General features: G+C 62.7%; 18 protein-coding genes. 6 read left to right on the top strand and 12 right to left on the bottom strand.

The window, feature by feature from the left end; all coding sequences use genetic code 11:
• Positions 1–64: 64 nt before the first annotated feature.
• Complete coding sequence (gene rtcR, locus LOY22_RS23610) at positions 65–1,657, bottom strand: RNA repair transcriptional activator RtcR (RefSeq protein ID WP_258595046.1); 1,593 nt, start codon at positions 1,655–1,657, stop codon at positions 65–67.
• A 596-nt stretch (positions 1,658–2,253) separates the two neighbouring features.
• Between rtcR and LOY22_RS23605 the strand changes: the two genes are divergently transcribed.
• Genes LOY22_RS23605 through LOY22_RS23585 form a run of 5 tightly spaced genes read left to right on the top strand, consistent with a single transcriptional unit; the run spans position 2,254 to position 6,919 of the window.
• Positions 2,254–3,399 (top strand): slipin family protein, encoded by a 1,146-nt coding sequence (locus tag LOY22_RS23605; protein WP_093387259.1) that lies wholly within the window; start codon positions 2,254–2,256, stop codon positions 3,397–3,399.
• 54 nt (positions 3,400–3,453) lie between these two features.
• Positions 3,454–4,659: an RtcB family protein gene (locus tag LOY22_RS23600; RefSeq protein ID WP_093379082.1), complete on the top strand. Its 1,206-nt coding sequence runs from the start codon at positions 3,454–3,456 to the stop codon at positions 4,657–4,659.
• 13 nt (positions 4,660–4,672) lie between these two features.
• Positions 4,673–5,470: a nucleotidyltransferase domain-containing protein gene (locus LOY22_RS23595; RefSeq protein WP_258595044.1), complete on the top strand. Its 798-nt coding sequence runs from the start codon at positions 4,673–4,675 to the stop codon at positions 5,468–5,470.
• Between the two features lie 50 nt (positions 5,471–5,520).
• Positions 5,521–6,552, top strand: coding sequence for a hypothetical protein (locus tag LOY22_RS23590; protein WP_093379088.1), 1,032 nt, complete (start codon positions 5,521–5,523; stop codon positions 6,550–6,552).
• 58 nt (positions 6,553–6,610) lie between these two features.
• Positions 6,611–6,919 (top strand): hypothetical protein, encoded by a 309-nt coding sequence (locus LOY22_RS23585; protein WP_258595040.1) that lies wholly within the window; start codon positions 6,611–6,613, stop codon positions 6,917–6,919.
• On the opposite strand, the gene LOY22_RS23580 is transcribed toward LOY22_RS23585, so the two are convergent.
• Positions 6,878–7,780 (bottom strand): DMT family transporter, encoded by a 903-nt coding sequence (locus tag LOY22_RS23580; RefSeq protein WP_195885123.1) that lies wholly within the window; start codon positions 7,778–7,780, stop codon positions 6,878–6,880. The two genes, LOY22_RS23585 and LOY22_RS23580, sit on opposite strands and share 42 nt — an antisense overlap.
• Before the next feature lie 98 nt (positions 7,781–7,878).
• On the opposite strand from LOY22_RS23580, the gene LOY22_RS23575 reads away from it, so the two are divergent.
• Entirely contained in the window at positions 7,879–8,766 is an 888-nt protein-coding gene (locus LOY22_RS23575) for a LysR family transcriptional regulator (RefSeq protein ID WP_258595038.1), read from the top strand.
• Here LOY22_RS23575 and LOY22_RS23570 read toward each other — a convergent pair.
• The 10 genes from LOY22_RS23570 to LOY22_RS23525 form a co-directional block, all read right to left on the bottom strand.
• Positions 8,747–9,361, bottom strand: a complete 615-nt coding sequence (locus tag LOY22_RS23570; protein WP_258595036.1) for a glutathione S-transferase family protein — start codon at positions 9,359–9,361, stop codon at positions 8,747–8,749. The genes LOY22_RS23575 and LOY22_RS23570 overlap by 20 nt on opposite strands.
• Before the next feature lie 337 nt (positions 9,362–9,698).
• Positions 9,699–10,409 (bottom strand): XRE family transcriptional regulator, encoded by a 711-nt coding sequence (locus LOY22_RS23565; protein WP_093379139.1) that lies wholly within the window; start codon positions 10,407–10,409, stop codon positions 9,699–9,701.
• Positions 10,410–10,577: 168 nt separating this feature from the next.
• The gene (ppa, locus tag LOY22_RS23560; protein ID WP_007933577.1) at positions 10,578–11,105 is read right to left on the bottom strand and encodes an inorganic diphosphatase; all 528 of its coding nucleotides are present in this window, start codon (positions 11,103–11,105) and stop codon (positions 10,578–10,580) included.
• 91 nt (positions 11,106–11,196) lie between these two features.
• Entirely contained in the window at positions 11,197–12,012 is an 816-nt protein-coding gene (locus LOY22_RS23555; RefSeq protein ID WP_093379141.1) for a zinc-dependent peptidase, read from the bottom strand.
• Between the two features lie 9 nt (positions 12,013–12,021).
• Entirely contained in the window at positions 12,022–12,672 is a 651-nt protein-coding gene (locus LOY22_RS23550; RefSeq protein ID WP_258595032.1) for a DedA family protein, read from the bottom strand.
• A gap of 211 nt (positions 12,673–12,883) precedes the next feature.
• Positions 12,884–13,342 (bottom strand): N-acetyltransferase, encoded by a 459-nt coding sequence (locus tag LOY22_RS23545; RefSeq protein ID WP_093379143.1) that lies wholly within the window; start codon positions 13,340–13,342, stop codon positions 12,884–12,886.
• A gap of 94 nt (positions 13,343–13,436) precedes the next feature.
• Positions 13,437–14,261, bottom strand: coding sequence for an ethanolamine ammonia-lyase subunit EutC (eutC, locus tag LOY22_RS23540; protein ID WP_093379147.1), 825 nt, complete (start codon positions 14,259–14,261; stop codon positions 13,437–13,439).
• An 11-nt stretch (positions 14,262–14,272) separates the two neighbouring features.
• Positions 14,273–15,667: an ethanolamine ammonia-lyase subunit EutB gene (locus LOY22_RS23535; protein ID WP_045199913.1), complete on the bottom strand. Its 1,395-nt coding sequence runs from the start codon at positions 15,665–15,667 to the stop codon at positions 14,273–14,275.
• Positions 15,668–15,718: 51 nt separating this feature from the next.
• Positions 15,719–17,167: an ethanolamine permease gene (gene eat / locus LOY22_RS23530; protein WP_045199911.1), complete on the bottom strand. Its 1,449-nt coding sequence runs from the start codon at positions 17,165–17,167 to the stop codon at positions 15,719–15,721.
• Positions 17,168–17,277: 110 nt separating this feature from the next.
• A complete protein-coding gene (locus LOY22_RS23525; RefSeq protein WP_123565105.1) occupies positions 17,278–18,798 on the bottom strand; it encodes an aldehyde dehydrogenase family protein in 1,521 nt (506 codons plus the stop codon).
• Positions 18,799–18,940: the final 142 nt, after the last annotated feature.

Raw genomic sequence — 18,940 nt, 5'->3', positions numbered from 1 at the left:
GAGTCCTTTTTCGGTAGTGCTCGGCCAGGTGCGGCCGAAGAGGGCGCGGATTCTAGCACCCTGTTCAGCCCTTGAGTTGATTCCAGTCCAGGCCAAAGCGTGCCAGGTATTTGCGCAAACGGTCGGCGTCATTGGGCTTTTCTTTTTCCAGGCGCGAGACATCGAACAACTGGCGCCCGGCCTCGGACAGTGTGCGGGCGTTGCCGCACACCTTGAGTACCGCCTGCAGTTGCAGACGGTCGAACTGGTCAAGGGCCTGGTCGCCGAGCAAGGCGTCGAGTGGGTCGGCACCTTGCTCCAGGCCCCAGGCGTGTTGCAGGCGCTCGATTTCTTCCAGTACCAGCGGCTCGTCGATACGGCCGCTGTCGGCGAGGGTGGCCATGCGCGTGATCGACGCCGACAGCTCGCGAAAGTTACCGGTCCAGCGCGCTTGCGGCGAGTTGGCAAAGGCCAGGTAGCGGCGCTTGGCTTCGAGGTTGAAGCGCACCTGGCGGTTCTGTTCGCGGGCATGGCGCTGCAGTTCGAAATCGATGTTCGGCTCGATGTCTTCGCGGCGCCCTGCCAGGCCTGGCAGGGCGAAGGTCCAGAGGTTGATGCGCGCGTACAGGTCTTCGCGAAACAGCCCTTCGGCGACCCGGCTGCGCAGGTCGCGGTGGGTGCCGGCGATCAGCTGGAAGTCGCTCTCTACCTCACGGTCCGAGCCCAGCGGGAAGAAGCGTTTTTCTTCGATGGCCTTGAGCAGCATGGCTTGTTCATCAGCGCCCAGTTCGCCGATTTCATCAAGGAACAACATGCCGCCATCGGCGGCGCGCAGTAGACCTTCGCGGGCGTTCTGGGCGCCGGTGAAGGCGCCTTTGCTATGGCCAAACAGTGTCGACATGGCGCCGTCGCCGCGCAGGGTGGCGCAGTTCACTTCAACGAAGCGTCCCTCCAGCTGATGGCGGCCGCGCTTGAGCTCATAGATGCGCCGAGCCAGGAACGACTTGCCAGCGCCGGTCGGGCCGACCAGCAGCATCGGTGCCCGTGAGCGCAGCGCCACCCGCTCGATCTGCTCGATGGAGCGGTTGAAGGCGGCGTTGCGGGTAGCGATGCCGGCCTTGAGAAAATTCAGGCTGTCGGCCTGTTCGCGCTGAAAGCGCGATGCGATGTGGTCATAGCGCGACAGGTCGAGGTCAATCAGCGTGCTGGTGCCGGCCGGGTCGGCGATGTCTTCCTTGCCGCGCGCTGGCGAGGTCTGGATCAGCCGCGCCGGCAGGTAGCGCGCCTCGGTCAGCAGGAACCAGCAGATCTGCGCCACGTGGGTACCGGTGGTGATATGCACCAGGTAGTCCTCGTGCTCGGTATCGAAGGGGTAGGCGCTGGCAAAGTCGTGCAGCGCGCCATAGACCTCCTCGAAGTCCCAAGGGTTACGCAGAACCATCGGCTGCAAACGCACCTCGGTGTGCGGCGAGATGCTCTGGATATCTTCGCGAATGCGCTCGGCCAGGCCCAGGTCGCGAGCGCTGGTGCCGTGGATCAGCTCCAGGCGGTCGATGGGGGTTTGTGCCTGCTGGCACAGGCTGATGGTCGGCCGCCAGCGCTGCCAGCGCGCCGCGCCTTTGCCGTTGCGATCCAGGGTGGTGCCGAGAAAGCCGATGGCGACGCTGCGCTTGCTCATTGCTGTTTAGCTCAATAGATAAATATGTATCCCATAATATATAAAAATATTGTCTGGTGTAGGCTGAGAAAAGTCGTGGCTTTCTGTTGGTAAAAATAAAAACCTTATAAATCAACAAGTTAAAAATTAATATCGGACCTGATTCAAAACCTGGCACGCCCCTCGCAATCTCTTCCCCGACCGCATCGCCAAGCTGGCCAACGGGACGGGGTTTATGTCCCCGCCGGTGCACGAGCCCACCCCTGGTGTAGGTGTCGTGCATGCCGCCGCCGCAACGTGCAGTCGATAGCGTGGCTCCTCACGGAGACGCTGGTCTCGAGGCCTGACTCGAACCTTACATACCCTCCAAGGTATTCGAATGTTGTACCCGCCGGTGGGGCGTAGCCAGGCAAGGCTGCAAGGTGCGCACGGAGCGCACACGCCCACCGCCGATTTGCCCGGCTTGCCGGCCGGGCCCGGAGCAAGGCAGTTGCCGCACCGCAGGATGCGGTCAGTGGACAGGAAGTCCCGGCAACTGCCTCCTCCGGGCCACGCCCGCAACGCTCGGCGCTTTGGCAACACCGGCACCAAGGACTTAATTGCACAGGATGATCAAGATGAAACTGTTGAAACGCTTTATCGTGAAAAAGAACGAACGCGGCCTGCTGTTCTGCGAAGGCGACTTTGTGTCGATCCTCGAACCTGGCGTGCACAAGCGTTTCGACCTGCACAACCGGCTGACGGTAGAAACCTTCAGCCTCAATACTTCGCTGTTCGAACATCGCCTGGCGGGCTACCTGCGTCAGAGCGAGCCGGCCTTGGTCGAGCAGTATTTCGAGCGCATGGACCTGGCGGAAAACGAAGCCGGCCTGCGTTTTGAGGACGGTGCCCTGGTCGAATTGCTGGCTCCGGGCAGCCGCCAGCTGTACTGGAAGGGCCAGAGCGCGCAGACCCTGCAGCGCATCGACCTGAGCCAGACCTATCGCCTGGATAGCGCCCTGGTAGCCCAGCTCAACCAGCCTAAACTGCGCGGTCGCAGCCTGGCCGGGCTGGATGCGGTGTTGCTGGCGGCGGTGCCGGCGTTCCATGTCGGTGTATTGAAGGTCGATGGCGTGGTGGAAGAGTTGCTGGGTGCCGGGCAGTACGGCTTCTGGCGCTTCAACCGTCAGGTGAGTGTCGAGTTGGTCGACATGCGGATCCAGGCCATGGAAATCAGCGGGCAGGAAATTCTCACCCGCGACAAGGTCAGCCTGCGCCTGAATCTTGCGGCCAACTGGCGCTACAGCGATGTGCTCGGTGCGTTCGCGCAGTTGAGCAAACCGCTGGAGCATCTGTACCGCGAGGTGCAGTTCGGCCTGCGGGCGGCGGTGGGTACCCGCACCCTCGATGAGCTGTTGGAAAACAAGCAGTTGATCGACGATTCGGTCAGCCAGTACCTGCAGGAAAAACTCGCTGGCAGCGGCATCGAAGTCAGCGGCCTGGGGGTGCGCGACATTATCCTCCCAGGCGAGATGAAAACCCTGCTGGCGCAGGTGGTGGAGGCAGAGAAAGCGGCGCAAGCCAACGTCATCCGCCGCCGTGAAGAGACCTCGGCGACCCGATCGCTGCTCAACACCGCCAAAGTCATGGAAGACAACCCGACGGCCCTGCGCCTGAAGGAACTGGAGACCCTGGAGCGGGTGGCCGAGCGCATCGACCGGATTTCGGTGTTCGGCGGCCTGGATCAGGTGTTGAATGGACTGGTCAGCATCAAGGCCGGATGAGCGTTGCCGGGCTCAAGCAGCCCGGCAGCAACAGATAAAAATGGAAGTACCGACATGAACATACTCGAAGTGGCCGGCGGCAAGCCGATCAAGCTCTGGACCGACGGCGTCCCGGTGGACGAGGGCGCCCGTGAGCAACTGCTGAACACCGCGAAGATGCCGTTCATCTTCAAGCACCTGGCGGTGATGCCCGATGTGCACCTGGGCAAGGGCTCGACCATCGGCAGCGTGATCCCGACCCTGGGCGCGATCATCCCGGCGGCGGTTGGCGTCGACATCGGCTGCGGCATGATTGCCGCGCGCACCTCGCTGACCGCCAGCGACCTGCCGGACAACCTGCACGGCCTGCGCTCGGCGATCGAAAAGGCTGTGCCCCACGGCAAGACCTTCGGCCGCCGCGACCAGGGCGCCTGGGACAGCGTGCCGGCCATGGCCGACCGTGCCTGGCACGACCTGGCGGCGCGCTTCAAGGCGATCACCGACAAGTACCCGAAGCTTGAGAAAACCAACAACCGCCAGCACCTGGGCACCCTCGGCGGCGGCAATCATTTCATCGAGGTTTGCCTGGATGAAGCCAACCGCGTCTGGTTCATGTTGCACAGCGGTTCACGCGGGGTCGGCAATGCCATCGGCAACCTGTTCATTGAACTGGCCCAGGCCGACATGCGCCAGCACATCGCCAACCTGCCGGACCGCAACCTGGCCTATTTCGAAGAAGGCAGCCGGCACTTTGCCGACTACGTCGAGGCGGTGGAGTGGGCTCAGGATTTCGCCCGGCAGAACCGTGCGCTGATGATGCACGCGGTGATCGCCGCTACACGCAAGGTGCTCGGCAAACCCTTTGAGGCCAACCTCGAAGCGGTCAACTGCCACCACAACTATGTGCAGCGCGAGCATCACTTTGGCCACGACGTGCTGGTCACCCGCAAGGGCGCAGTGTCGGCGCAAAAGGGCGAGCTGGGGATTATTCCCGGCTCCATGGGCGCCAAGAGTTTCATCGTTCGTGGCCTGGGCAACGAAGAGGCGTTCTGCTCCTGCAGCCATGGCGCCGGGCGGGTGATGAGCCGTACCCGGGCCAAGCAGGCGTTCACCGTTGAGGATCAGCGCCGCGCCACTGCCCATGTCGAATGCCGCAAGGACAAGGACGTGATCGACGAGATCCCCATGGCCTACAAGGACATCGACGCGGTGATGCAGGCCCAGCGCGAACTGGTGGAAGTAGTGCACACCCTGCGTCAGGTGGTGTGCGTAAAGGGATAGGAAGGGATACACCATGAACAAGGAAGACCGTCACCCACTGCCGGGCGCCATGCGCGAGTGGGTGCTTGAAGAATTGCGCCGGGTCGAGCTTGAACACGATGTGCGCGTGCTCTACGCCTGCGAATCCGGCAGCCGTGCCTGGGGCTTTGCCTCCACCGACAGCGATTTCGACGTGCGCTTCATCTACGTCCCGCGCCAGGACTGGTACCTGCGTGTCGACGAGCCGCGCGACGTGATCGAACGGCCGCTGACCGACGAGCTGGACATCAGCGGTTGGGAGTTGCGCAAGACCCTGAAGCTGCTGCGCAACTCCAACCCGACCCTGCTCGAATGGCTCGGCTCGCCGCTGGTGTATCGCGCCGAGCCCGGTGCGGTCGAGTCGCTGCGGGCGCTGGCGCTGAACTTCTACAGCGCCCGGGCGGCGCGGCATCACTACTTGTCGATGGCGAAAAAGAACCACCGCGACTTTCTCCAGGGCGAGCAGGTGCGCTTCAAGAAGTACCTTTACGTGCTGCGTTCGCTGTTGGCGGTGCGCTGGATCGACCTGGGCCTGGGCATGCCGCCGACGGCCTTTGCCGACCTCTTGGCAGGCACCTTGAACGAGCCACAGATGCTTTCCGAGATCGATGAATTGCTGCGCATCAAGCGCCAGGCGGTCGAGGCCGATTACGGGCCGCGAAGGGTGGTGCTGCAGCAGTTCATCGACAGTGAGCTGCTGCGTGCAGAAACTTCACCAGCCTTGCCGCGGCTGCGCGGTGATACGCAACAGCTAGATGACTATTTGCGCGATACTGTGCGGCGTTATTCATAGGAGGCGCGCCTTGGCGTGCCTTCCTTGTCGAAAGGACTCGGACCGTTTTCATGCCTGACAGTAAGTACCAACGCCTGCCCCATGCCGGAGACTTCGAGCAAGTCTCTGGCACCGAGATTGTCTACCTGTCGCCCAAACCCTTGCCCACGGGCGTCGAGGCCTACAGCTACCAGCTCCTGCACCGTGATGCCAACGAGGTCTACCTGGACTTCGGCATCGGCCGGGGCAACTTCGAGTTCATGGCCCGCTGCGGCATTGCCGCGGTCATGGGCGTGATCACCAGTTTTGTGATGACGGCGCTGCTCGCGGGCTGGGCACGGCGCAAGTACGAGCCGTTCTGGTCGGGTGTTCTCGACTTTCTCGCCTCGCCGCCGATCTGGGGCTTTATCGGCGCGTTGGCGCTGATGTACGTGTTCATTTTCTGCAAGACCGTGCGCGAGCTCAGAGTCCAGCCGCCGATCCGTTTCAACCGCCAGCGACGCGAAGTGGCGATGGTGCCGAAGAAAGGTGCAGCCCCCCATTATGTGCCGTGGGAAGAGGTTATCGCCTGTGTCTCGGCCGGCAAACTGGTCACCGAATACGCGGTGCTGCCCGAGTTCAAACTGATGATCGGCCTGCGTGACGCCGCCAGCGGTAACGTCCTCTGGCTGACTGTGGCCTGCGGCAGCCTGCGCGCTGCAGTGGCCGAGTGGGAGGCGATTCGCGCCTACATGGAAGAGGGCCCGGCAGCCTTGCCGGCGCCACCGTCAGAAGAATTCGAAGAGGGCACGGTGGCGTTTTTCCACATGGCGCGCCTCGGCTATCGGGAAAATTTCCCGTGGCTGCAGTACGTGTTCGGCTTTCTGTTCGTCCAGGCGTTCGGTGGCTGGACCTTGCCGTGCCATATCTCCAACTGGGTCAACAATCGCCCCAGGGCCCTGTTCCCCAAAGCGGTGCAGGAGTGGTCCCGGCCCTTGCCGGCAGATCAGCATGCGCTCCCCAGTGAGGCGCTGCTCAAAGAAAGTGCCGAGGTACGCGAGGTTTTTTACCGGGGCAAAACCCTGCTGGATTACTTCAAGGTGAAATTTGCCGAGGCGGCCTGACGGTGCGCCGTTACGCAAAGGAGTTGAGCATGAACAAGGACGTGATTCAGAGCGCGGCATGCTGAAGCTGCGCGTGAGAGAACGCTGGCGACGGTTGCAGATAAGCGGCAGCGATCAGGTGGTGATGCTGCTGCTTTCAGTGATGGTCGGCTTGTGCATCGCGGCGGCGTACTGGACGGCCCACCCCAAGTCCGGGTGTATCCGCCTTGGGCGCGGTAATAGCGGGCCGATCAGTTGCGATCCGCAGGTCATTGCCGGTGAAGCGATGAACATCGTGCTGTTCAGCCTGCTGTTCGCGGTACCACTGTTCTACATACTTGGCCGGCTATTGGTGCAACTGTTCAGGCCGTTGAATGCGCCGCCGTGATGGAATGTTCAAGGCCAGCACACTGATCAACACGACCACCGCTGCGACTATCACCATCAGCGAAGGCTGCTCGCCGAGCAGCGAGGCCGCGATCAGCATGGCGCAGGGCGGGATCAGGTACAGCGCCATGGTTGCCCGGCTGACCTGCGTGTGGCTCAGTACAAAGGCCCAGCCCAGGTAGGCCAGGGCGCTGGGAAATACGCCCAGCATCAACACCGCCAGGTCTGCCTGCAGTGGCGCGGCCTTCACGGCGCCGGCCAGGCCCGGCAGATACACCAGCAGCAAGGCGGTGCCGGCCCAGATGGTGTAGCAGACCATGGTCAGGCCGTCGTACCGATGGCCATGAAGTTTCTGCAGGGTGAAGTAGATACTCCACGACAGCGCGGCCAACAGCACCAGCAGGCCGTGGGCGTTCAGTGCGCCTGGCCCGTGATCCCCGGCAACCACCATCGCCGCGCCAAGCATGCCCAGCACCAGGCAGCCCCAGTGCCAGGCGCTGGCCTTCTGACGCAGAACAAAACAGCCGATCAACAGGCTGAACAATGGTGTGGATTGCGCCAGCACACTGGATGCCCCGGCACTGATCCCGCGCTGGCCGAAGTTGATCGCCACATGGTGGGCAAACACTGCGAAAAAACCGAGCAGCATCAACAGCGGCAAGTCCTTGAGCCGGGGCAGGCTGATCCCTCGCCACAGTGCGACAAAGGCCATGAATACCGACGCCACGATAAACCGCGCCAAGGCCAGATGGCCCGGTTCGTAGCCTTGCAGGGCGATATGGATGCCCGTGGGTGAGTAGGCCCAGCACAGCACCACGAACAGGGTCGCCAGGACGATTTTCAGGGATTGGGCGCGTGGCATCGCAAGAGGCTCCGGGGGGCTGGGAGCTTCAGTATCAGAAAGGCCTATGCTCACCACAATCGACTTATACTGAGCGTATCGTTCACTTTGGGTGATGTATGGAGCTGATGCAGATTCGCATGTTCAAGACGGTCTACGACACCGGCAGCATCGCCCGTGCGGCCGAGGTGTTGCACTACGTGCCGTCGAACATCACTGCGCGGATCAAGGCGCTTGAACAAGAGCTGGGCGTGGCGCTGTTCTTTCGCCATGGTCGCGGTTTGAAGATCAGCCCGGCAGGCGAAACCTTCCTTGAATACGCCACCCAGATGCTCGCCCTGGTCGAAGCCTCGAAGGCCGCTCTGAGCCCGCAAGCCATGCCCAGCGGGCGCCTGCGTATCGGCGCCATCGAGTCCTCGGCCAGTGGCCGGCTTCCGCGGTTACTGGCCGAATACCATGCGCGCTTCCCGCAGGTATCACTGGAATTGAGCACGGGCACCTGGTCGCAACTGCTCGATGACGTGCTCAACCATCGCCTCGACGGGGCGATTGTCGCAGTGGAGGTCGAGCGGCCGTTGCTCAAGCGCACGCCCATGTACCAGGAAGACCTGGTGCTGATCGCGCCTGAATCGCTGGGGCCGATTCGCGGTGCTGAAGACCTGCAGGGCAAGGCCATCTTCATGTGGCCGGAAGGTTGCCCATACCGCGCGGCTCTGGAGCACTGGTTGCTCGAACAGGGGCAAAAACTGCCGATTGTCGGCATTGCCAGCTATGGCGCCATCGTCAGTTGCGTCAGTGCTGGCGCCGGAGTGTCGCTGGTGCCCAGGGGCATCTTCGAGCAATACCGCAAGGGCGCCGGCTGGAGCGGCCATGAGTTCGCCGAACTCAAGGCCATCAGCAACGCCTTCTACTGGCATGCCCAGGCAGCAAGGCATCCGGCCCGGGATGCCTTCGTGCAGATGCTGCGCGAGGGGTTGGCGCCGGACGCTATTCGATCGGGTACTTGAGCATCGCCGGATGCCCTTCGATCTTCTGCGCCAGACGCTGCACATGCGCATAGTCGCTGGCCGCAACCACCTCGGCGCATACGTACTGGGTGAACGACCAGGCCACCGCCGTGGTGATTTCTGCCTGGCTCAAGGGCAGGGTGGGGCACTTGCTCGGCTGTTCGGCGAGCAAGCCGTCGAGCCGCGCATACGCCGCCTGCAACTGCCCGGTCACCCGCTCCAGCCAGGGCGTGTGCAGCTTCTCTTGCGGGCGCAGGTTGTGCTCGTAGTAGATCTGCACCGACTTCTCACTGGCCGCCAGCGCCAGGCCGATTACCTGCAAATCGCTGGCGCGGGCCAGCGGGTCTTGTGGCAATAACTTTTTGGCGGGTACGGCCAGGGCTTCGAAGTAATCCAGAATCAGCGTCGAATCCATCAGCAGCGTGCCGTCGTCCAGCACCAGGCTCGGCGCCTTGACCACCGGATTGATCGCGGCGAACTCGGCAAAATTGCGAAACACCGACAGCGCCTGGTGTTCGAAGCTGATGCCGTACAGCTCCAGCGATACCGCGACGCGGCGCACGTAGGGGGAATCGAGCATGCCGATGAATTTCATGACCACTCCAGTGAGAACAGGTTACGACCGAGTAAAAGTAGTCGAGTTTTTCCCGGTGTGGCTCGAAGTGTAGGCTTGGCAGCTCAGGTGTGCGCAGGGGAATGTTTCAGGCATTAAAAAGCCGGCTTGTGGCCGGCTTCCGGGGACGGGCTTGGCTAATTTTTGGTAAGCCGCAACCGCCTTAAAATCGTTGCTCCGGCGCTGGGGCCGGGAGGTGGCGGGCAAGCTGTGGGGTGCCGCGCCAGGGCCGCGGACGGGCTGGGCCGTCGGGCTAAATGTGCGGCGTAGCATACTGGGATTGGCCGGCGATGCCCAGCAAAAAATCACTGGCCGGTGCTCAGCCCGGGCGGCTGTCGCGCAGGTGGCCCCACCAGAATACCCAGCCCAGTACTTCCAGACGCTGGGTTTTCAGTTGTGCCGGGCTGTAGGTTTCGGTGGGGTATTCGTCGCTGTCCTGGCTGTGCAGGCGCAAGGCGCCGTTGGCGCGGCGGCTGAGGCTGTTGATGCGCAGGCGGCCGTTGTGCAGCAAGGCATAGATTTCGCCTTCGACCACCCGGGTCAGGCTGCGGTCGACGGCCAGGGTGGTGCCGCGTGGCAGCAGCGGGCTCATGTTGTGCCCGGGCATGCTCAGGCACAGGGCATCGCCCGGGTCGACGCCGACGGCGTCGAGGGCACGCAGCGGCAGGCGCAGGTAACGGTCTTCGACCGGTTTTAGCTGGCGGGTCTGGATGCTGTAGAACGGCACCTGGATGTCGTTGTAGCTGTGTGCCGCCAGCGCGCTGGCATCGGGGCCTTCAACGCCTGGGCGGGCGGCCTGGCTGTTGAGGCGCGGCAAGGGGTTGGGGTGCTTGGGGCCTTCGCCGTTGCGCAGCCAGCGGCTGCGCACGCACAGCAGTTCGGCGATTTCATCCAGCCGGGCCAGGGGCACGCCGCGCTTGAACCAGTTGTTGACGTGCTGCGGCGTAACCTTGCGCTGCGCGGCAAAGTCGGAAGGGGACAGGTTGCACTCGCTCAGGAGCGCTTTGAGACGATCACCGGATGTATTCATGAGGCCCGAGTTTAGTGGGCTTATCGGCTGCGGGAAATAAACGCAAAGTTCTTCTTTTGCCGGGGAATGTGATCGGTTTACAGGCGTTGGCTTAGGATGCTGTAGGAATTTTTTCAGCCAGACATAAAAAAACCCCGCGTGTGCGGGGCTTTTTGCTCAAGCGCTTGCTTAGCCTTTGTAAGCGGCAACCGACTTGGTGATCGCAGCGCGGGCGGCGTCAGCGCCATCCCAGCCTTCGATCTTGACCCACTTGCCTTTCTCGAGATCTTTGTAGTTCGCGAAGAAGTGCTCGATCTGCTGGATCAGCAGGGCTGGCAGGTCGGTGTATTCTTTGACGTCGACGTACAGTTGCGACAGTTTGTCGTGCGGTACGGCGATGACTTTGGCGTCGCCGCCGCCGTCGTCGGTCATGTTCAGGATGCCGACCGGACGGGCGCGGATTACCGAGCCTGGCGCTACCGGGTACGGGGTAACAACCAGCACGTCGAGGGGGTCACCGTCGTCGGCCAGGGTGTTGGGGATGTAGCCGTAGTTGGCCGGGTAGAACATCGGGGTAGCCATGAAACGGTCAACGAACAGGCAGTCGCTGTCCTTGTCGATCTCGTATTTGATCGGCGCGTGGTTGGCTGGAATCTCGATGGCGACGTAGATGTCGTTCGGCAGGTCTTTGCCAGCCGGAATCTTGCTGTAGCTCATTGGGCAGTGCCCCCATGTTTGGCCAAAAATTGGTCGCGATTATAGGCACATTCCAGCGCGCTTGCCACGCCCGGGCGGATGTCCGGCAGGCTCAGTCCTGCGCGTCCTGGTAATGCGGGTGGTGGCGCTGCAACTGCTGCAGGCGGGCCAGCGGGTCCTGGCGGTAGAAGCCGCGCAATTGCTGGTACACCGCGGGGTAGGCGTCGTTGAGCAGGTCCGGGGCGCTGAAGAAGTATTCGCAGGTGACGGCGAAGAATTCTGCCGGGTTTTCCGCGGCATAGGGGTCGATGGCGGTTTCGGCGTCGGGGTTGCGGTCGAGCTGGGCGTTGAGGTCGTCAAAGGCCGCTTGCATGACCTGGGCCCAGTCGCTGACGCGCAGGTCACTGTGCAGCGGCGGCAGGCCGTTGGCATCGCCATTGAGCATGTCGAGCTTGTGCGCCAGTTCGTGGATCACCAGGTTGTAGCCTTCCCAGCCGCCACTGGCCAGCACGCCAGGCCAGGCCAGGATCACCGGGCCCTGCTGCCAGGCTTCGCCGCTGTGCTCGCCGTCCCATTCGTGCTCGATGCCGCTGGCGTCGCGATGGCGCTGGGGGCTTACGAAGTCGTCGGGGTAGAGGATGATTTCGTGAAAACCCTGGTACCAGTTCAGCTCGCCCAGGTGCAGCAGCGGCAGTTGCGCCTGGGCGGCAAGAAACAGCCGCTGCTCGCCGTCCAGCTCTACCCCGGGCAGGGCGGTCAGGTGCTTGTGATCGAGGAACAATACGCAGGCTTCACGCAGCCATTGGTCTTCTTCTTCGCTCAGGCCATCGAGCATCGGCAGGCGCTCGCGCACCCGCTGCCAGCGCTGCGGGTCGAGCGGGTGTCGGGCCAGGGTGCGGCGACGGCGCCAGGCGCTCAGCGACCACATAAACCGGGCTTAGTGAACCTTGGCTTCGTTGCGGCCCATGCGGCTGCGCACGATGCCGATGATCATCGGCACCAGCGACAGCAGGATGATGGCGACGATCATCAGCGACAGGTTCTGCTTGATGAACGGCACGTTGCCGAAGAAGTAGCCGAGGGTGACCAGGCCGCCTACCCAGAGCACGGTGCCGGCGACGCTGAAACCGACGAAACGCGGGTAGTGCATTTTGGCGATGCCGGCGACGAACGGCGCAAAGGTGCGCAGGATCGGCAGGAAGCGCGCCAGGGTCACGGTCTTGCCGCCATGACGCTCATAAAAGTCGTGGGTCTGCTGCAGGTAGTCGCGGCGGAAGATCTTCGAGTTGGGGTTGCGGAACAAGCGTTCGCCTGCTGTTCGGCCAATCACGTAATTGGTGCTGTCGCCCAGGATTGCCGCCGCCATCAGCAGGCCGCCGAGCAGCACCGGGTCCATACCGCCGCCTGCGGCCACGGCGCCGGCGATGAACAGCAGGGAGTCACCCGGCAGGAACGGCATGACCACCAGACCGGTCTCGCAAAAGATCACCAGGAACAGGATCGCGTAGATCCACGGGCCGTAGTTGTTGACCAACAGGTCCAGGTAAGCGTCGAGATGCAGAATAAGGTCCAGCGGGTTGAAATCCATGTACAGCACCTTGTGTTCTTGACCCGGGCGACGGGCTTGCGATGGCTGGCAGTGCGAATGCGGACGGTCGCTACCCGGAAGATGGGTAAAGTTTCACACACAATGAAGAGGCGCATTATACGGCCACGAACAGATTGTGCCTGCGCAGTTTGTAGCGGCGGATGTCGAATGAATGTGAACGGCAGGCGTCGCGCCTGCCGTTGCGCCCGGATCAGTCCGAGTTGATAGGCAGGATGTAGCTCTTGAACTCGGTGTCTTCGTGAAAACCGATGGACTCGTAGGTTTTCATCGCCACTTCGTTGTCGCTGCTGGTCGATACCCGCAGGCGCACGGCGTTGGTTTCCTTGGCCAGCTTCTTGGCTTCGCGCATCAGGTGGTCGGCCACCAGCATGCGTCGGGAGTCTTCGGCGACGTAGATGTCGTTGAGGATCCACACGCGCTTGAGCGACAGCGACGAGAAGCTCGGGTAGAGCTGGCAAAAGCCCATCAGTTTGCTGTCGTCATCGTCCGGCAGGGCCAGGTAGATGGTCGACTCGCCACGTTCCAGGCGTTTTTTCAGGAACGAGCGCGAGGAATCCGGGTAGGGCAGCTGGCCGTAGAACTCGCGGTATTTGACGAACAGCGGGGCAAGCAGGTCCAGATGTTCCAGGGTTGCTTTGATGATTCGCATAAGCAGGCCTCAGGGTCCATGGGAGTTTGCGGCGAATCGCCGGCAGCCTTGGCAGATGCTGCCTGAAAGCAATTAGAAAGCGCAATCTACGATCTCAAGGTTTACTCAACAGGAAATTTCCGCTTTTCGGCGTATCGGTGTCTGACTCAAGGGTTTGCACCTGGGCTTCATCCTTCAGATTGACCCCCGACAACTGCCGCCGACAGGCCTCGCGCATCAGGTACAGCAGGCGGTGGGCGGCCATGCCGTAGCTCAGGCCTTCCAGGCGCACGTTGGAGATGCAGTTGCGGTAGGCGTCGGTGAGGCCGACCTTGGGGTTGTAGGTGAAGTACAGCCCGAGGCTGTCCGGCGAGCTCAAGCCCGGGCGTTCGCCGATCAGGATCACGGTCATTTTCGCCCCGAGCAGCTCGCCCACTTCATCGGCCACCGCCACCCGGCCTTGTTCGACCAACACCACCGGAGAGGTCGACCAGCCGTCGGCGGCGCTCTGTTCTTCCAGGCGGGCGAGAAACGGCAGGGTATGGCGATGCACGGCCAGGGCCGAGAGGCCGTCGGCAACGACGATGGCCAAATCGACGCCGCCGGGGTTGGCCTGGGCGTGTTCGCGCAGCCGTTGTGCTGAATCTTCGTGCAGGCGGCGCCCCAGATCGGGGCGTTGCAGGTAGCTGTGACGATCGGCGGCGGCGCTGTGCAGCAGCAGGCTTTCACGTCCGCGCTCGCTCAATTGCTGGCGCAGGCCGGCATGGTCGAAGGCCAGGTGCACGGCGTCGCGGGCCTGGGCGTGGGCGAACTGAAAGTCCAGCTGGGCGCCGGTCGGCAGGCTGGTGCCGGTGCGGCCCAGGGCGATGCGCGCCGGGGTCAGGCGGCGCAGTTCCAGCCAGGGATTGGCGCTGTTGTCGTGTTGGGGAGTATTGGCCATAGTCGACTCGCTTATCCCAGTTGCGCCAGGGCCTGGCGGAAGGCCGGTGGCAGGTTGTCACCGAAACGCACCCGGCCGTCGGCCTGGGTGAAGATACCCATGCGCGCCAGCCAGCTTTCGAACTCCGGCGCAGGCTTGAGGCCCAGGGTCTGGCGGGCGTAGAGCGCATCATGGAATGAAGTGGTCTGGTAGTTGAGCATGATGTCGTCGGAGCCGGGGATGCCCATGATGAAGTTGATACCGGCCACACCCAGCAGGGTCAGGAGCATGTCCATGTCGTCCTGGTCGGCTTCGGCATGGTTGGTGTAGCAGATGTCGCAGCCCATGGGCACGCCCAGCAACTTGCCGCAGAAGTGGTCTTCAAGCCCGGCGCGAATGATCTGCTTGCCGTTGTACAGGTACTCCGGGCCGATGAAGCCGACCACGGTGTTGACCAGAAACGGCTTGAAGTGACGGGCCACGGCGTAGGCGCGGGTTTCGCAGGTCTGCTGGTCGACGCCATGGTGGGCGTTGGCCGAGAGGGCGCTGCCCTGGCCGGTCTCGAAGTACATCAGGTTCTGCCCGAGGGTGCCGCGGTTGAGGCTCAGACCTGCGTCGTAACCCTCCTTGAGCACATTGAGGTTGATGCCGAAGCTGGCGTTGGCCGCTTCGGTGCCGGCAATCGACTGGAACACCAGGTCCAGCGGCACGCCGCGGTTGATCGCCTCGATCGAGGTGGTCACGTGGGTCAGCACACAGGCCTGGGTGGGGATGTCATAGCGCTGGATGATGGCGTCGAGCATCTCCAGCAGGGCGCAGATCGAGGCAATGCTGTCGGTGGCCGGGTTGATGCCGATCATTGCATCGCCGTTGCCGTAGAGCAGGCCGTCGAGAATGCTCGCGGCAATCCCGGCCGGCTCGTCGGTCGGGTGGTTGGGCTGCAGGCGGGTCGAAAGCCGCCCGCGCAGGCCCATGGTGCCGCGAAAGCGGGTGACCACGCGGATCTTCTGCGCCACCAGCACCAGGTCCTGCACGCGCATGATTTTCGACACGGCCGCAGCCATTTCCGGGGTCAGCCCCGGGGCCAGGGCACGCAGGCTGTCTTCATCGGCGGCTTCGCTGAGTAGCCAGTCACGCAGCCCGCCGACGGTCAGGTGGCTGACGGCGGCAAAGGCATTGGCATCATGGGTGTCGATGATCAGCCGGGTGACTTCATCGTCTTCGTAGGGGATCAGCGCTTCAGTCAGAAAATGCTTGAGCGGGATGTCGGCCAGGGCCATCTGCGCCGCCACCCGTTCGCCGTCGTTGCTGGCGGCGACACCGGCGAGAAAGTCACCCGAACGCGCCGGGCTGGCCTTGGCCATGACTTCCTTGAGGCTGTCGAAACGGTAGGTCTGGTTGCCTGCCGTGTGAACAAAACTTGCCATACAGACTCTCCAGAACGCCGCAGGGCTGGCCTGCGGCGTAGGTGGCGTTGATCAGTGCAGGGCCTCTTCGGCCTTCTGGATCGCGGCGAATTCTTCTTCCGGGGTCCCGGCGACCAGGTGGTGCCGGCTGTAGAAAGCAAAGTAGGCAATCAATACCGCATAAATCGCCGCGGCGCCAATCACTACCCGTGGGTCGACCAGAAAGCCCGCCACCACCGCGATGCAGGCCAGCACCAGGGCCACGCCCGAAGTGAAGATGCCGCCCGGGGTGCGATACGGCCGCTCCATTTTCGGCCGACGGATGCGCAGGGTGATGTGCGCGGCCATCATCAGTACATAAGACAGCGTAGCGCCGAACACCGCGACCAGGATCAGCAGGTCGCCCTGGCCGGTCAGCGACAGGCCAAAGCCGATGATCCCGGGGATCACCAGGGCCAGTACCGGCGCTTTGCTCTTATTGGTTTCCGAGAGCTTGCGTGGCAAGTAGCCGGCACGCGACAAAGCAAAAATCTGCCGCGAATAGGCGTAGATAATCGAGAAAAAGCTGGCGATCAGGCCGGCCAGGCCCACCAGGTTGACGAAACCGCCCATCCAGGTCGAACCGCCGTAGGCTTTCGACAGCGCCTCCACCAACGGGTTACCGGAGGCTTTGAGCGCCTCGGCACCGGCACCACCCGGTCCGACCACCAGGATCAGCAGGGCAAAGGCCAGCAGCACCAGCATGGCGCCGATCAGGCCGCGGGGCAGGTCGCGCTTGGGGTTCTTGGTTTCTTCGGCAGCCAGCGGCACACCTTCGACGGCGAGGAAGAACCAGATCGCGTAAGGGATCGCCGCCCATACCCCGACATAGCCGAACGGCAGGAAGCTGCTGGCGCCGACGGCGTCGGTCTGGGCAATATCGAACAGGTTGTTGACGTCGAAGTGCGGCACCATCGCCACCAGGAACACGCCCAGGGCAATGGCGGCCACGGCGGTGATGATGAACATCAGCTTGAGCGCTTCACCGACCCCAAAAATGTGGATGCCGATGAAGATGATGTAGAAGGCCAGGTAGATCATCCAGCCGCCGATGCCGAACAGCGACTGGCAGTAGGCGCCGATGAACACGGCAATGGCCGCCGGGGCAATCGCGTATTCGATGAGGATCGCCGTGCCGGTGAGAAACCCGCCCCAGGGCCCGAAGGCGCTGCGGGCAAAACCGTAGCCACCACCGGCGGTAGGGATCATCGACGACAGCTCGGCCAGCGAGAAGCACATGCACAGGTACATGGTCGCCATCAGCAAGGTGGCGAGGAACATGCCGCCCCAGCCACCCTGGGCCAGGCCGAAGTTCCAGCCGGCATAGTCGCCGGAAATCACGTAGGCAACGCCCAGGCCCACCAGCAATACCCAGCCGGCGGCGCCCTTTTTCAGTTCACGTTGTTGGAAATAGTCGGAGCCGACTTTTTCGAAGTCGACAGAAGAGCCTGCCGGCACGCTGCCGGTATGATCGCTTGGCATAGGATTCACCTGTTGTTTTTATCAATACCGGCGGGTGCCGGTTTGTCTGGTGATGGTCTTGCAGGAAGCGAGCCAGCGCGGCCCGGGTTCGAAGCCGCGCTGTATCTCGTTTAGAAGAAGCCCAGCGGGTTGATGTCGTAGCTGACCAGCAGGTTTTTGGTTTGCTGGTAGTGATCGAGCATCATCTTGTGGGTTTCACGGCCGACGCCGGACTTTTTGTAGCCACCGAACGCGGCGTGGGCCGGGTACAGGTGGTAGCAGTTGGTCCAGACGCGACCGGCCTTGATGCCGCGGCCCATGCGGTAGGCGCGGTTGATGTCGCGGGTCCAGACTCCGGCGCCGAGGCCGAACTCGGTGTCGTTGGCAATCGCCAGGGCTTCGGCTTCGTCCTTGAAGGTGGTGATGCTCACCACCGGGCCAAAGATTTCTTCCTGGAACACGCGCATCTGGTTGGTGCCCTTGAGCAGGGTCGGCTGGATGTAATAGCCGGTCGACAGGCTGCCTTCGAGTTTTTCCACCTTGCCGCCGGTGAGCAGTTCGGCGCCTTCCTTCTCGGCGATTTCCAGGTACGAGAGGATCTTGTCGAACTGTTGCTCGGAGGCCTGGGCGCCGACCATGGTGTCGGTGTCCAGCGGGTCGCCGCGCTTGATCTGCTTGATCTTCTTCATCACCTCTTGCATGAACGCCGGGTAGATCGACTCCTGCACCAGTGCTCGCGATGGGCAGGTGCACACTTCGCCCTGGTTGAAGAATGCCAGCACCAGGCCTTCGGCGGCTTTCTCGATGAAGCTCTGCTCGGCCTGCATGATGTCTTCGAAGAAGATGTTCGGCGACTTGCCGCCCAGTTCGACGGTCGACGGAATAATGTTTTCGGCGGCGCATTTCATGATGTGCGAACCGACCGGGGTAGAGCCGGTAAAGGCGATCTTGGCGATGCGCTTGCTGGTGGCCAGGGCTTCACCGGCTTCGCGGCCATAGCCTTGCACCACGTTGAGCACGCCAGGCGGCAGCAGGTCGCCGATCACCTCCAGCAGTACGCTGATGCCCAGCGGGGTTTGCTCGGCCGGCTTGAGTACCACGCAGTTGCCGGCGGCCAGGGCCGGGGCGAGTTTCCACGCGGCCATCAGGATCGGGAAGTTCCACGGGATGATCTGGCCGACCACACCCAATGGTTCATGGATGTGGTAGGCAACGGTGTTGCCGTCGATTTCGGCGGCGCTGCCTTCCTGGGCGCGCAGGCAACCGGCGAAGTAGCGGAAATGGTCGGCAGCCAGCGGGATGTCAGCGTTGAGGGTTTCGCGGATGGCCTTGCCGTTGTCCCAGGTTTCGGTGATGGCCAGCAGTTCGAGGTTCTGTTCGATACGGTCGGCGATTTTCAGCAGGATCAGCGAACGTGCCTGCACCGAGGTTGTGCCCCAGGCATCAGCGGCGGCGTGGGCGGCATCCAGGGCTTTTTCGATGTCTTCGGCAGTCGAGCGGGGGAATTCGGCGATCAGCTGGCCGTTCACCGGCGAGGTGTTTTCGAAGTACTGGCCTTTGACTGGGGCAACGAACTCGCCACCGATGTAGTTCCCGTAACGGCTCTTGAAGGAAACCTTGGCGCCTTCGGTACCGGGATGTGCATAACGCATGATGTTTCTCCTGGCTATTGTGCTTGTTGGGGAGGATGTAAAGCATAGAGCAAGGGTTGGGCCAGTGTGGTCGACCCCAGTTAAATCAAGGGCTTGGCAGGTTTTTACGCAGGTGCAGGAAGGGCGCTGTAGCAGCGCCGGT

Source organism: Pseudomonas sp. B21-035, assembly GCF_024748945.1.
Taxonomy (GTDB): domain Bacteria; phylum Pseudomonadota; class Gammaproteobacteria; order Pseudomonadales; family Pseudomonadaceae; genus Aquipseudomonas.
This window is presented reverse-complemented; position numbering and strand designations above follow the sequence as displayed.